The following is a 13,620-nucleotide window of genomic DNA, read 5'->3' on the forward strand; positions in this document are numbered from 1 at the left end:
CCCGGGCGGCTGCCCGCCATCCTAGGCCGGTTTGCGAGACTGGAGGGGTGAGCACAGGAACCGAGCAGTCCAAGGCATGGTTCGAACGCGCGAAGGCGGCCATCCCCGGTGGGGTGAACTCGCCGGTCCGGGCGTTCAACTCGGTCGGCGGCACCCCGCGGTTCATGGTCCGCGGCGAGGGCCCGCACCTGTGGGACGCCGACGGCAACCGCTACGTCGACCTGGTCTCGTCCTGGGGGCCGATGATCCTGGGCCACGCGCACCCCGCGGTGGTCGAGGCAGCGCGCGCGGCGGCGACGTCCGGGCTGTCGTTCGGCACGCCGACCATCGGCGAGGTGGAGCTGGCCGAGGAGATCATCGGCCGGGTGGCCCCGGTCGAGCAGGTCCGGCTGGTCAACTCCGGCACCGAGGCCACGATGAGCGCGATCCGGCTGGCCAGGGGGTTCACCGGCCGGGCGAAGATCGTGAAGTTCGCCGGGTGTTACCACGGTCATGTCGACGCGCTGCTCGCGCAGGCGGGCTCCGGCGTCGCGACGCTCGGGCTGCCGACGTCGCCGGGGGTCACCGGCGCCCAGGCCGCCGACACGCTGGTGCTGCCCTACAACGACCTTGACGCCGTCCGGAAATCCTTTATGGACAACCCGGGTGAGATCGCCGCGGTGATCACCGAAGCCGCGGCCGGCAACATGGGCGCGGTCGCCCCCGGCGAGGGGTTCAACGCGGCCCTGCGCGACCTCGCCCACGAGCACGGCGCGCTGCTGGTCATGGACGAGGTGATGACCGGGTTCCGCGTTTCGCGCGCGGGCTGGTTCGGCCTCGAAGGCGTGGCCGGCGATCTGTACACGTTCGGCAAGGTGATGTCCGGCGGGCTGCCGGCGGCGGCCTTCGGCGGTCGCGCCGACGTGATGGCCAAGCTCGCCCCGGGCGGCCCGGTCTACCAGGCCGGGACGCTGTCCGGAAACCCCGTCGCGGTGGCCGCGGGCCTCGCGACGCTGCGCGCGGCCGACGACGCCGTGTACGCGGCTCTCGACGCCAACGCGAAGCGGCTCGGTGACCTCTTCGGTGCCGCGCTGAGCGAAGCCGGGGTTGCCCACAACGTGCAGTACGCAGGCAACTTGGTGAGCGTGTTCTTCGGCGAGAAGCCGGTACGCGACTACGCGGGCGCGCAGGCGTCCGAGACGTGGCGGTTCCCGCCGTTCTTCCACGCGTTGCTCGACGGAGGCGTGTACGCGCCCCCAAGCGCGTACGAGGCCTGGTTCGTCAACGCGGCCATGGACGACGAAGCGTTCTCGGTGATCGAAGCGGCACTGCCCGCGGCGGCGCGCGCGGCGGCTGGGGCCGTCCAGTGACCACCGTCGTCCACATGCTGCGTCACGGCGAAGTCCACAACCCCGAGAAGATCCTGTACGGCCGCCTGGAGGGTTATCGGCTCTCCGAGCGCGGGCAGCGTCAGGCGCTCACGGTCGCCGAAGCGGTGGCCGGCCACGACCTCGTGCACGTCGTCGCGTCGCCGCTGCAGCGGGCGCAGGAGACGGCGGCGCCGATCGCGGCGGCGCACCGGCTCGACATCGCGACCGACGAAGGCCTGATCGAGGCCGGCAACCAGTTCGAGGGCCTGCACGTCGCGGTCGGCGACGGCGCGCTGCGCGAGCCGAAGCACTGGCCGAAGCTGGTCAACCCGTTCAAGCCGTCGTGGGGCGAGCCGTACCTCGAGATCGCGCACCGGATGCTCGGCGCGGTCCACCGGGCGCGGGCGGCGGCGGTGGGTCACGAAGCCCTGTGCGTGTCGCACCAGCTGCCGATCTGGACGCTCCGGCGGTTCCTCGAGGGCCGGAAGCTGTGGCACGACCCGCGGCGCCGCCAGTGCTCGCTGGCGTCGCTGACCAGCCTCGTCTTCGACGGCGACGAGCTGCGCGAGATCGTCTACAGCGAGCCCGCTGGCACCACCGACCCGAAGGTGACCGGAGCATGAAACGGCTGGTGTCCGTGCTGGTCGCGGTGCTCGCGCTGGCGGGGTGCAGCGCCGGCAAGGACGCGGTCGTGCAGGGGAGCAGCTTCAGCTTCGTCTCCCCGGGCGGCAAGATCGACATCACCTACGACCTCGCCCAGCGCCAGACCGCGCCGGTGCTGTCGGGCGACGACCTGATGAACGAGGGCAAGCAGCTGTCGCTGGCGGACTTCCCCGGCAAGGTGGTCGTCCTGAACCTCTGGGGCCAGTGGTGCGGGCCGTGCCGCACGGAGGCGTCGGAGATCGAGTCGCTGGCGAAGCAGGCTCCCGGCGTCCAGGTGGTGGGCATCGACGTCCGCGACCCGGCGCGGGACGTCGCGCAGGACTTCGTGCGGGACCGCAAGCTGACGTACCCGTCGATCTACGACCCGGACGGCCGGGTGCTGCTCAAGCTGAGCGGCTATCCGCGCAACATCATCCCGTCGACGATCGTGCTGGACAAACAGCACCGCGTGGCGGCGGTCTTCCTGCGGCAGGTGCTGGCCCAGGACCTGCTCCCGGTGACGCAGCGGCTGGAGAAGGAAGCCTGATCGACGGCTTTTGCCCAGCGCCGCCGTCCGGACCAGCGGGACCAAGGTCCTGATCTGCTGTGGCGTAGGTCCTGTGAAGCGGCCCCGGCGTTCTCACCAGGACCTCACTGCCTACCCTCAACGGAGTGAACTCCGTGACCGAGCTGGCGCTCTCCGGACCGCTGCTGCTCGCCGCGGGCGTCGCGCTGCTGGCCGGAACGATCTCCTTCGCCTCGCCCTGCGTGGTGCCGCTGGTGCCGGGGTACCTCGCGTACCTCGCCGCGCTCGTCGGCGCCGACGCCCCCGCGGTCAGCGCCGATGAGGACCGGAAGCAGGGCCGGTGGGCCGTCGTCGGTGCCGCGCTGCTGTTCGTGCTCGGGTTCACCGTCGTGTTCGTCGCCACGCTGGGCACCCTCGTCTGGCTCGCCGACACGCTGGTGCTCAACCAGGACCTGCTGCAGCGCATCGGCGGAGTGCTGACCATCGCCATGGCGCTGGTGTTCCTCGGCTGGATCCCCGGCCTGCAGCGCGAGGTCCGCTCGCACCACGTGCCGCGCGGCGGTATCTGGAGCGCCCCGCTGCTCGGCGCGATCTTCGGGCTCGGCTGGACGCCGTGCATCGGCCCGACCCTCTCCGCGGTCATGACGCTGGCCAGTGCCACCGGCGGCGCCGCGGCTCGCGGCTACCTGCTGATCGCCGTCTACTGCCTCGGCCTCGGGCTGCCGTTCCTGCTCATCGCGCTCGGCGCCCGCTGGGCCGTGCGCGCCACCGACTGGGTCCGGCGGCACGGCCGCCAGGTGCAGATCTTCGGCGGCGTGCTGCTGATGATCGTCGGGATCCTGCTGGTCACCGGGGTGTGGGGGGATCTGATGGGCTGGCTCCGCAACGAGCTCGCCGTCGAGCTGAGGCTGCCGCTGTGACGACCACGGAAGAAGCACCGCCCGCCGCGCCACAAGGCCCCACGCCCGTCAAGCGCACGCTCGCCTTCCTCCGCAACACCTGGCGCGGCCTGACGTCGATGCGCACCGCCCTGGTCCTGCTGTTCCTCCTGGCGCTGGCCGCCCTGCCGGGCGCGCTCCTGCCGCAGCGGAAGCTCAACGCCCCCAAGGTCGACGAGTACATCGCCGCGCACGGCTGGTGGGGCACCCTGCTCGACAAGCTCGAGTTCTACGACGTCTACTCCAGCATCTGGTTTTCGGCGATCTACCTGCTGCTGATGATCTCGCTCGTGGGGTGCCTGACCCCGCGCAGCTTCGACTACGTCAAGGCGATGCGCGCCAAGCCGGTGCTGACCCCGCGCAACCTGGCCCGGATGCCGCACTACCGGCTGGGCCGCGGCAAGACCGACGTGTCAGACGCTGCCGCCGAGGTCGCGGCCGTCCACAAGCAGCTCTCCGGCTGGCGCCGGGTCGAACGCGAAGAAGCCGACGGCGTCCGCACGGTCTCCGCCGAACGCGGGTTCCTCCGCGAGACCGGCAATCTGATCTTCCACTTCAGCATGCTCGGCCTGATCGTCTTCTTCGCGCTGGGCAAGCTCTACGGCTACGAGGGCCAGGTCATCGTCCAGGCCACCGGCGACAGCTTCTGCAACTCCGGGATCTACAACTACGACTCGTTCAACGCGGGCCTGCGCGTCGACGGCACCGACCTCGCCCCGTTCTGCGTGAAGGTCGACGACTTCACCGTGCGGTACACCCCGGCCGGCGAGCCGGAGTACTACCACGCGAACATCGGGTACCAGTCCGGCGAAGACCTCGACACGAACACGTGGCGCCCGTACGGCCTCGAGGTCAACTCGCCGCTGCGGACCGCGGGCGACCGCGTCTACCTGCTCGGCCAGGGCTACTCGCCGCAGTTCACGGTGACCTTCCCGGACGGCGCGAAACGCACCCAGAACACCCAGTGGCGCACGGTCGACCCGACCACGATGCTCGCCGAGGGCGCGACGAAGTTCGACCAGCCCGGCATCACCGACGAGGTGCAGCGGCGGACCCGCCAGCTCGCCGTCACCGGCCTGTTCGCGCCGACGTCGTTCCTGCACGGCAACGTGCTGACCTCGGCGGCGCCGGAGCTGAAGGACCCCGCCGTCGCCGTCGACATCCTGCGTGGCGACCTCGGCCTGGACGCCGGGCGCGGCCAGTCCGTCTTCGAGGTCGACCAGTCGCTCATCGACGACGGCCGGCTGAAGAAGGTCGCCCGCGAGAACCTGAAGGTCGGCCAGGAGATCAAGCTCGACGACGGCACGAAGGTCCGCTTCGACGGCGTCAACCACTGGGTCTCCCTCCAGGTCTCCCACGACCCGACGCAGGGGTTCGTGCTCGGCTTCGCCATCGCGATGTTCCTCGGCCTCGGCGCTTCCCTGCTGGTCAAGCGCCGCCGGCTGTGGGTGCGGGTGAAGCCGGGGACGCCGGCCGACCCGGGTACCGTGATCGAGGTCGCCGGACTGGCCCGCACCGACCAGGCCGGGTACGGCGAAGAGTTCCACCGGATCAGTGAACGCCTGATCAGTGGTCAGAAGGGCTGAGGCATGCCGATCAACGAGACGCTGTCGCAGTACAGCGACTGGCTGTACACCACCGCCGCCGCGATCTACGTCGTCGCGCTGATGTTCACCCTGATCGAGCAGGGCTTCGGCGCCAAGGGCCGGCTCGCCATGGAGCGGGCCCAGCGGCGCTCGCGCGAGCTCGTCGGCGCCGGCGGCCCGCCGACCGAGGAGGTCCAGGCCGCGCAGCGCGAGGTCGGCCGCCCCGAACGGATCGGCCGGATGGGCGCGGCGCTGCTCGTGCTCGGCGCGCTGCTGCAGCTGGCGGCGATCGTGCTGCGCGGGCTCGCCGTGCACCGCGCGCCATGGGGCAACATGTACGAGTACGGCATGGCGGTCACCTTCATCACGGTGGTCACCTGGCTGATCGTCATGTACAAGTTCCCGGTCCGGCACCTCACCGGCTTCCTGCTGCTGCCCGTCGTGATCCTGATGTTCGTCAACGGCACGATGCTGTACACGATCGCGGCGCCGGTGCAGCCCGCGTTGCAGTCGTACTGGCTGGTCATCCACGTCTCGGCGGCCATCATCGGCTCCGGCGTGTTCCTGGTCCCGGGTGTCGCGAGCGTGCTTTACCTGTTCCGGGCGGCCTACGAAAAAAGCACAGCGAAGGACGGTCTTGAAAACAACACTGTGAAGTTCGTCCGCTTCGCCTCGAAGCTGCCCGCGGCCGACGTCCTCGACCGGATCGCCTACCGGACGACCATCTTCGCCTTCCCGGTGTTCACCTTCGGCGTGCTCTGCGGCGCCGTCTGGGCCGAGTCGGCGTGGGGCCGGTTCTGGGGCTGGGACCCCAAGGAGACCTGCGCGTTCATCGCCTGGGTGGTCTACGCGGCCTACCTGCACTCGCGGGCGACCGCGGGCTGGCGCGGGGCACGGGCCGCGGTCATCAACATCGTCGGGTTCGCGGCGATGATCTTCAACCTGTTCTTCGTGAACCTCGTCTCGGTCGGCCTGCACTCCTACGCCGGGGTGGGCTGAGCATTCCGCGCGTCCGCCGACTACCGTCGGCGTCGGGACTGATGTGTCAGGCGGAGCGCGCGGAGGTTTTTCACCGGTGACCGGATCCAGCGAAGAGCGCCCCGAGCAGGCCGAATCGGGTGCGGCGCAGCAGTCGGCGGGGGCGGCCGGGCTGTTCGCCGACGACCGGACGGACTCGCACCCGCACCCGGAGACGCCGGGCGCGTACGACGCGCAGCCGACGCAGGCGGTCGCGCCGCCGCCCAACCCGGCCGTGTCCGGCCCGCACCAGGTGCCCAACCCGGCCGTGTCGGGTCCGCACCAGGTGCCCCAGTACGGCTACGACCAGAACCTCCCGCCGCTGCAGCCGCAGTACGGCGACCCGGCGCAGCAGTACGCCCAGGCGCAGGCCCAGTACCCGCCGCAGCCCCAGCAGCCGTCCGGCCTGCCGCAGCCGCAGGGCGGCAGGCAAGCGCCGCCGCCGCAACCGGGCCACGGCCACGACCTGTCGACCGCGCACCTGGTCAAGCAGGTCAAGCGGCCGCCGCAGTCCGGCTGGCGCAAGGCGCTCTACGTCGGCTCCGGAAAGCTGATCAACCCGGGTGAGAGCCCGGCCGACACCCAGCGCCGCGACCTCATCGCGCGGGTCAACCAGCCGCTGCGCGGGTGCTACAAGATCGCGATGCTGTCGCTGAAGGGCGGCGTCGGCAAGACCACCGTGACGACGACGCTGGGCTCGACGTTCGCGTCCCTGCGCGGCGACCGCGTGGTCGCCGTGGACGCCAACCCGGACCGCGGCACGCTCTCGCAGAAGATCCCGCTGGAAACCACGGCGACGGTCCGCCACCTGCTGCGCGACGCGGCCCGCATCACGCGCTACAGCGACGTCCGGTCGTACACGTCGCAGGGCTCCAGCCGGCTGGAGATCCTCGCCAGCGAGCAGGACCCGGCCGTGTCGGAGGCCTTCTCGGAGGACGACTACCGGCGCACGGTGAACCTGCTGGAGCACTTCTACAACATCGTGCTCACCGACTGCGGGACCGGGCTGATGCACTCGGCGATGAAGGGCGTCCTGGACGTCGCGGACGCGCTGGTCGTGGTGTCGTCGGGCTCGGTGGACGGCGCCCGCAGCGCTTCGGCGACGCTGGACTGGCTCGAGGCCCACGGCTACGGCGAGCTGGTGAAACGCTCGGTCGCGGTGATCAACTCGGTCCGCCCCAAGGGCGGCTCGGTCGACCTCGACAAGCTGTCGGCGCACTTCGGCGCCAAGGTCCGCGCGGTCTGCAAGGTGCCGTTCGACCCGCACCTCGAGGAGGGCGCGGAGATCGAGCTGGACCGCCTGTCCGGTGACACCCGCCTGGCCCTGCTGGACCTGGCGGCGACCGTCGCCGACGGCTTCGCGACCCCCCTCTCGCAGGGCTATCGCTAACCCGTAACTCGCGTGATCAGGGACGTATCTCGCGTGATCGGGGCCGTATCTCGCGAGTTCCGGCTCTGATCACGCGAGTTACGGCCCCAGTCACGCGAGTTACGGGTTCTGTGAAGGTAAAGGCCGCTTAGAGGCCTTCGTCCCGGCGTTTGCGTTGCTGTTCGGCCAGCTGGCGCAGGAAGTCGGGGTCGTCGTCCGGGGCGATCGGGGCGCGGCGCGGGGCCGACGGGACGCCGACCCGCTGACCGGCGAACGACCGCCACAGGAGCAGGGCGACGACCAGTGCGCCGACCGCCGCGAGCAGAGCGAGCATGCCGGATCCTTCCGTGTGGGTCCCCCGAGGTTAGCCTCTTCGGCCGGTTTTCGGCTCGACCCCGTGTTGCGGAGTGACGACCAAAGCACGAGGGGCCGCGCGGGACGGGGTGGTTCCCCGTACCCGACACGGCCCCGCGCCGGAAATGGTTCAGGCGGTGCGCGCCGGTTCGCTGGCGTCGGTGGTCAGCTCGGCGAGGAGCTCGTTCACCTCGGACTCGCGGAACCGCCGGTGCCCGCCCGGGGTCCGGATCGAGCCGATCCGCCCGGCCGTGGCCCACCGGGTCACGGTCTTCGGGTCCACTCGGAAGAGTGCCGCCACCTCGCCTGGGGTGAGCAGTCGTCCGCCCATCGTCGCGGTCATTTTCCGCCTCCTTAACGACATCACTGCTATACCGGGAGGCGTCCGGGCCCTTCTGCCCGTCGCGCCGGGGTAGCCAACGCGGCAATCGTTGCACTTCACCCGTCAGGTACTCGAACGGTTGTCCAAGAGTAAAGAGCCCTTAAAGGTCAAAACGGACAGATTGCTTACGGCGCGCAACTAATCTGGCGGTGACCTGACGTGCCCGGACGCGGTTCCGCCGAGGTATCGGCCGCGCGGTGTGGTGCCAATGGGGGATTGTCCGACCGCATAGAGTGATCCCGTGGATCAGTTGGACCGGAAGATCATCGCAGCGTTGCGCATCAACGGACGGGCCACTTACGCCGACCTCGGGCGAGCCGTCGGGCTGTCCGCGTCGTCGGTGCACGAGCGGGTCGGCAAACTCGAAGCCGCCGGCGTGATCACCGGCTACCACGCGGTGGTCGACCCGAGCTCGGTCGGCCTCGGCGTGACCGCCCTCGTCAGCATCCATCCCACCGACACCGCGACCGAAGACGACGTCGCCGACGCGCTCGGCGAGCTCGACGAGGTCGAGAGCTGTTACGCGGTGGCGGGGGACGAGGCGTTCGTCGTCAAGGTGCGCGTGCCGACCGTCGACGAGCTGGAGCGCACCCTCGGCAGGCTCCGCCGCATCCCCGGCGTCGGGCGGACGAACACCACCGTCGTGCTCTCGACGCGTTTCGAGGGCCGCCCGAACAACGCGGGCCTGCAGAAGGACCGGGCAGGCGGGGCGTAGCCTGCGTTGCTGTGAGCGACGTGAAGGCCGACCACCTGCCCCGTGACCTGACGCTGTACCTGCTGGCACGGTTCGTGCTGGTCGGCGTGATCGCGTCGGTGCTGTCCCTGGTCGGTGTGCCGTTCCTGGTCGCCCTGCTCATCGGCCTGGTCGTCGGGCTGCCGCTCGGCCTGCTGCTGTTCCGTCCGCTCAACGCCCGCGTCACGGCCGGCTTGGCGCGGCGCAACGAGAAGCGGGCCCGCGCCCGGGCCCAGCTGCGCGCCCAGCTCCGGGGCGACACTGGCGGCACTGCCGGCCCTGCGGGGCAACCCGAGTGAGCCGGCCGCACAACCGCAGCTGGGTGCGCGAGGCCGTCCGGATCATCGAGGCCGACGCCAACCGCAGCGCCGACACGCACCTGCACGTCTTCCCGCTGCCCCCGGAATGGGGCATCGACCTGTACCTCAAGGACGAGTCCGTCCACCCGACCGGCTCGCTGAAGCACCGGCTGGCCCGGTCGCTGTTCCTCTACGGGCTCGTCAACGGCCAGATCGGGCCGGACACCGTGCTCGTCGAGGCGTCCAGCGGGTCCACCGCGGTGTCCGAGGCCTACTTCGCCCGGATGCTCGGGCTGCGCTTCATCACCGTCGTGCCGCGGCGCACGTCGCAGGAGAAAGTCGCGCTCATCGAGTTCTACGGCGGCGAGTGCCACTTCGTCGACGAGGCGCCGGCGATGTACCCCGAGGCGGAGCGGCTCGCGGCCGAGTGCGGCGGGCACTACCTCGACCAGTTCACCTACGCCGAGCGCGCGACGGACTGGCGGGGCAACAACAACATCGCGGAGTCGGTGTTCGCGCAGATGCGCTCGGAGCGCCACCCGGTGCCCGCCTGGATCGTCGTCGGCGCGGGCACGGGCGGCACGAGCGCGACCTTCGGCCGGTACGTGCGCTACAAGCGGCACACGACGAAGGTCTGCGTCGTCGACCCGGAGAACTCGTCCTTCTACGGCGCCTGGGAGACCGGGGCGCTGGACTACGCCACCGGAATGCCGTCCCGGATCGAGGGCATCGGACGGCCACGCTGCGAACCGTCGTTCGTGCCCGGCGTCATCGACGAGATGTTCCGGATCCCCGACGCCGGCTCGCTGGCGGCGATCCGGCTGCTGCGCGAGCGCACCGGCCACTGGGCGGGCGGCTCGACGGGCACGAACCTCTACGGCGCGTTCCGGCTGATCTCGCGGATGGTCGAGGACGGCAAGGCGGGCAGCGTGGTCACGCTGCTGTGCGACGGCGGCGAGCGGTACGCGCACACGTACTACAACGACGAGTGGCTCGCCAAGCAGGGCTTGGACCTGGCGCCGCACACCGCGTTGTTCGAGGAGTTCCTGACGACCGGGAAGTTCGTCCCGGAGAGCTAGATGTTCATCCCGACGGCGGTCATCAAGGCCCACACGAGCATGGCCAGGCCGGTGTCGCGCAGCGCGGGGATCAGCTCGCGGCCGGTCTTCCCGCTTTGGACAGCCCCCGCTGCCGGAAGCAGTACGGCGATGGTCAGCGCCGCCAGCGCGGCCGTCGGATAGCCGGTGAAGACGAACGACAGGCTGATCAAGTAGGGGATCCCGATCAGCGCCACGTAGAGCCGTCGCGTGCCCTTGTCGCCAAGGCGGGTGGCGAGAGTGCGCTTGCCTGCCTCGACGTCCGTGGGGATGTCGCGGAGGTTGTTGGCCGTCAGGACCGCCGTCGAGAAGCAGCCGACCGCGACCGCGCACCCCAGCGCCGCCCAGCTGACCCGGCCGGCCTGGACGTACACCGTGCCCAGCACGCCCGCCAGGCCGAAGAACACGAAAACGGCGATCTCGCCGAAGCCGTAGTAGCCGTAGGGTTTCTTCCCGCCGGTGTAGAACCACGCGCCGAGGATGCACAGCGCGCCCATCCCCAGCAGCCACCAGTGGCCGCTGACCGCCACCAGGACCAGCCCCAGCACGCCGGCGAGGCCCAGGGAGATCAGCGCGGCGGTGAGCACGGCCTTCGGCGCGGCGACACCGGAGCCGACCAGCCGCAGCGGGCCGACGCGGTGCTCGTCCGTGCCGCGGATGCCGTCGGAGTAGTCGTTGGCGTAGTTGACGCCGATGATCAGCGAGAGGGAGACCAGCAGGGCCAGCGCCGAACGCCACCACGAGAACGCGTCCAGCGCGATCGCCGCGCCGGCGCCCGCCACCACCGGCGCCACCGCGTTCGGCAGCGTCCGCGGCCGGGCCCCTTCGATCCACTCGCTCAAGCTCGCCATGGCGCCATTCAACGCCATGTCGATCACGGCCGGGCGGGAACCCGGGAAGAGCCCGGCGCACGGGCGGCACCCGCTGGGGGTCGCGAGGACCGTGCCGCCGAGGGGGTGGCGCGGTCCTCGCGGGCGTCAGTCGGCGGTCGGCAGCTGCCAGACGAGCGAGCCGCTGTTCGGATCGACCGTCGAGCCGTCGGCGGCCAGGGCCGCGCCGGCGGGCAGGAGGACCCCCAGCGTGACGGCAGTGCTGATGAGAGCGGTTCTGATCCAGCGCGTCATGGTGAGTAGCCAAGCGGGCGCACCCCGTGCATGTCAACGAAGTCCCGCCATTCAGCCGGTCGAACCCGACCGAAGCCGGGCCTTCACCGCCGCCCGGTCGACCTTGCCCGGCCCCCGGAGGGGCAGCTCAGCGTCGTATTCGACGCGCTTGGGCGTCGACGCCGCACCCAGCTCGGCGCGCACCGCCGCGCGCAGATCGCCGGGCTCGCCGGCCGGGACGACCAGCGCCACCACGGCCTCGCCCCACTCCGGGTCCGGCAGGCCGACGACGCACGCGTCGCGCACCCCCGGCTGCGCGCGGAGACACCGTTCGATCGCGTTCGCCGACACCTTCACGCCGCCGGTGTTGATCATGTCGTCGGCCCGGCCGAGCACCTCGACGCGGCCGTCGCCGTGCCGGACCCCACGGTCCGATGTCGTGAACCAGCCGTCGCGGAACGCCTCCGCCGTGAGGTCCGGCCGGAGCCGGTAGCCGTGGGCGAGGACGTCGCCCGCGATGCGGATCCGGTCACCGGACACGTCGACGCGGACGCCGTCGAGGGGGAAGCCGTCGTAGACGCAGCCGCTCGCCGTCTCGCTCATCCCGTACGCGGGCACGATCCGGACGCCGGCGTCGGCGGCACGCTCCCGCAGCGCCGGCGTGGTCGCCGCCGCGCCGACCACGATCGCGTCGAACGTCTTCGCCGCGGCCAGCCCCGCGCCGCCGTCGTCGAGCAGCCGGACGAGCTGGGTGGGCACCAGGGCCGTGTACCGCGGGCTGCCCTTCAGCGTCGCCGCCGCGGCGGCGAAGTCGTCCGGCCGGAAGCCGGTGCCGGTCAGCAGCGCCGGGGTGGTGCCCGCCAGCAGCGACCGGACCAGCACCTGCAGCCCGCCGATGTAGTGCGCCGGAGTGGCGAGCAGCCAGTGCCCGGGACCGCCGAGCCGGGCGTGGGTGGCCTCGGCGGACGCGGTGAGCGCCCGGGCCGGCAGCAGCACGCCCTTGGGGGCGCCGGTCGAGCCCGAGGTGGCGATGACCACGGCGGTGTCCGGCTCGGCGGGCCGGTCCGGCGCCATCGCGTCGCGCAGCGCGGGGTCGGTGAACGGCAGCACCGCCGGGCCGCCGCCCAGCGCGTCCGCGACAGCCCCCATCAGCGCTTCGAGCGCCTCGCGGGAGCCGTCGAGCCCGACGGTCCGCATCTCACCTCCCGATGTGAAATCCGCGTGAGGACTTCGCACTTTCATAGCGAAAGTGCGAAGTCAGTAGTAATAGGGGACGTCCTTGAAGTCGGGGTCACGCTTCTGGAGGAACGCGTCACGGCCTTCGACGGCTTCGTCCTGCATGTACGCCAACCGGGTGGTTTCGCCGGCGAACAGCTGCTGGCCGACGAGGCCGTCGTCGGTGAGGTTGAACGCGTACTTCAGCATGCGCTGCGCCGTCGGCGACTTGCCGGCGATCGTCCACGCCCAGTCGAGAGCCTCTTTTTCGAGGTCGGCGTGCGGGACGACGGCGTTGACCGCGCCCATGTGGTGCATCTGCTCGGCGGAGTACTCGCGGCCCAGGAAGAAGATCTCGCGGGCGAACTTCTGGCCGACCATCTTCGCCAGGTAGGCCGAGCCGTAGCCGCCGTCGAACGAACCGACGTCGGCGTCGGTCTGCTTGAACTTCGCGTGCTCGGCCGAAGCGAGCGTGAGATCGCACACCACGTGCAGGGAGTGCCCGCCACCCGCGGCCCAGCCCGGCACCACCGCGATCACGGGTTTCGGCAGGAACCGGATCAGCCGCTGGACCTCGAGGATGTGCAGCCGGCCCGCCCGCGCGGGGTCCACCGTGTCGGAGGTCTCGCCGCTCGCGTACTGATACCCGGAGCGTCCGCGAATACGCTGGTCACCGCCGGAGCAGAACGCCCACCCGCCGTCCTTGGGCGAGGGGCCGTTGCCGGTGAGCAGGACACAACCGACGTCGGCGCTCATCCGGGCGTGGTCCAGCGCCCGGTAGAGCTCGTCGACGGTGTGCGGCCGGAAGGCGTTGCGGACCTCGGGCCGGTCGAACGCGATGCGCACGACGCGTTTGCCGCCCCGGCTCTCGGCGGAGCGGTGGTAGGTGATGTCGGTGAAGGCGAAACCTTCGACCTCGGTCCACGCGGCCGGATCGAACAGCTCGGAAACTCGGGCGTCATCCACGTTTGCGAGGATAGGACGTGTGGACATGAACCAGCTGGGTGTAC

General features: G+C 71.0%; 16 protein-coding genes. 10 read left to right on the forward strand and 6 right to left on the reverse strand.

The genetic code is table 11. The features are described from left to right. Positions 1-47 precede the first annotated feature (47 nt). From hemL to AB0M82_RS06730, 7 genes are all read left to right on the forward strand, one after another. Complete coding sequence (hemL, locus tag AB0M82_RS06700) at positions 48-1,349, forward strand: glutamate-1-semialdehyde 2,1-aminomutase (RefSeq protein ID WP_364718284.1); 1,302 nt, start codon at positions 48-50, stop codon at positions 1,347-1,349. Next, a complete protein-coding gene (locus AB0M82_RS06705; RefSeq protein WP_364718285.1) occupies positions 1,346-1,972 on the forward strand; it encodes a histidine phosphatase family protein in 627 nt (208 codons plus the stop codon). Before hemL ends, AB0M82_RS06705 begins: the two co-directional genes overlap by 4 nt. Continuing rightward, on the forward strand, positions 1,969-2,538 hold the full coding sequence (locus AB0M82_RS06710) for a redoxin domain-containing protein (RefSeq protein ID WP_364718287.1): 570 nt from the start codon (positions 1,969-1,971) through the stop codon (positions 2,536-2,538). The genes AB0M82_RS06705 and AB0M82_RS06710 overlap by 4 nt, the downstream gene beginning before the upstream one ends. A gap of 125 nt (positions 2,539-2,663) precedes the next feature. Next, positions 2,664-3,437, forward strand: coding sequence for a cytochrome c biogenesis CcdA family protein (locus AB0M82_RS06715; RefSeq protein WP_364718288.1), 774 nt, complete (start codon positions 2,664-2,666; stop codon positions 3,435-3,437). Positions 3,438-3,535: 98 nt separating this feature from the next. Next, positions 3,536-5,041 (forward strand): cytochrome c biogenesis protein ResB, encoded by a 1,506-nt coding sequence (locus AB0M82_RS06720; protein ID WP_364718514.1) that lies wholly within the window; start codon positions 3,536-3,538, stop codon positions 5,039-5,041. Positions 5,042-5,044: 3 nt separating this feature from the next. Beyond that, positions 5,045-6,040 carry a c-type cytochrome biogenesis protein CcsB gene (gene ccsB, locus AB0M82_RS06725; protein WP_364718289.1) on the forward strand — a complete coding sequence of 332 codons (996 nt, stop codon included), beginning with the start codon at positions 5,045-5,047 and terminating at the stop codon, positions 6,038-6,040. Between the two features lie 76 nt (positions 6,041-6,116). Continuing rightward, on the forward strand, positions 6,117-7,448 hold the full coding sequence (locus tag AB0M82_RS06730; protein ID WP_364718290.1) for a MinD/ParA family protein: 1,332 nt from the start codon (positions 6,117-6,119) through the stop codon (positions 7,446-7,448). Positions 7,449-7,575: 127 nt separating this feature from the next. Here the strand turns inward: AB0M82_RS06730 and AB0M82_RS06735 are convergent, their stop codons facing one another. Further along, positions 7,576-7,761 carry a hypothetical protein gene (locus AB0M82_RS06735; RefSeq protein ID WP_364718291.1) on the reverse strand — a complete coding sequence of 62 codons (186 nt, stop codon included), beginning with the start codon at positions 7,759-7,761 and terminating at the stop codon, positions 7,576-7,578. A 150-nt stretch (positions 7,762-7,911) separates the two neighbouring features. Then, the gene (locus AB0M82_RS06740) at positions 7,912-8,124 is read right to left on the reverse strand and encodes a BldC family transcriptional regulator (protein WP_086837800.1); all 213 of its coding nucleotides are present in this window, start codon (positions 8,122-8,124) and stop codon (positions 7,912-7,914) included. A 280-nt stretch (positions 8,125-8,404) separates the two neighbouring features. Here AB0M82_RS06740 and AB0M82_RS06745 point away from each other — a divergent pair, with 280 nt between their 5' ends. The 3 genes from AB0M82_RS06745 to AB0M82_RS06755 are packed head-to-tail and all read left to right on the forward strand — an operon-like array spanning position 8,405 to position 10,274. Beyond that, a complete protein-coding gene (locus tag AB0M82_RS06745) occupies positions 8,405-8,878 on the forward strand; it encodes an Lrp/AsnC family transcriptional regulator (protein WP_364718293.1) in 474 nt (157 codons plus the stop codon). Positions 8,879-8,889: 11 nt separating this feature from the next. Next, the gene (locus tag AB0M82_RS06750; protein ID WP_364718294.1) at positions 8,890-9,195 is read left to right on the forward strand and encodes a DUF4229 domain-containing protein; all 306 of its coding nucleotides are present in this window, start codon (positions 8,890-8,892) and stop codon (positions 9,193-9,195) included. Further along, complete coding sequence (locus AB0M82_RS06755; protein WP_364718296.1) at positions 9,192-10,274, forward strand: PLP-dependent cysteine synthase family protein; 1,083 nt, start codon at positions 9,192-9,194, stop codon at positions 10,272-10,274. Before AB0M82_RS06750 ends, AB0M82_RS06755 begins: the two co-directional genes overlap by 4 nt. On the opposite strand, the gene AB0M82_RS06760 is transcribed toward AB0M82_RS06755, so the two are convergent. From AB0M82_RS06760 to AB0M82_RS06775, 4 genes are all read right to left on the reverse strand, one after another. Then, positions 10,271-11,143 (reverse strand): 1,4-dihydroxy-2-naphthoate polyprenyltransferase, encoded by an 873-nt coding sequence (locus tag AB0M82_RS06760; protein ID WP_364718297.1) that lies wholly within the window; start codon positions 11,141-11,143, stop codon positions 10,271-10,273. The two genes, AB0M82_RS06755 and AB0M82_RS06760, sit on opposite strands and share 4 nt — an antisense overlap. A 126-nt stretch (positions 11,144-11,269) precedes the next feature. Then, complete coding sequence (locus AB0M82_RS06765) at positions 11,270-11,416, reverse strand: hypothetical protein (protein ID WP_364718298.1); 147 nt, start codon at positions 11,414-11,416, stop codon at positions 11,270-11,272. A gap of 51 nt (positions 11,417-11,467) precedes the next feature. Beyond that, positions 11,468-12,592 carry an o-succinylbenzoate--CoA ligase gene (menE, locus tag AB0M82_RS06770; protein WP_364718299.1) on the reverse strand — a complete coding sequence of 375 codons (1,125 nt, stop codon included), beginning with the start codon at positions 12,590-12,592 and terminating at the stop codon, positions 11,468-11,470. A 60-nt stretch (positions 12,593-12,652) separates the two neighbouring features. Further along, a complete protein-coding gene (locus AB0M82_RS06775) occupies positions 12,653-13,576 on the reverse strand; it encodes a 1,4-dihydroxy-2-naphthoyl-CoA synthase (protein WP_364718300.1) in 924 nt (307 codons plus the stop codon). Between the last annotated feature and the right edge of the window lie 44 nt (positions 13,577-13,620).

This window comes from Amycolatopsis sp. NPDC051128 (genome assembly GCF_040682715.1).
Lineage (GTDB): Bacteria > Actinomycetota > Actinomycetes > Mycobacteriales > Pseudonocardiaceae > Amycolatopsis.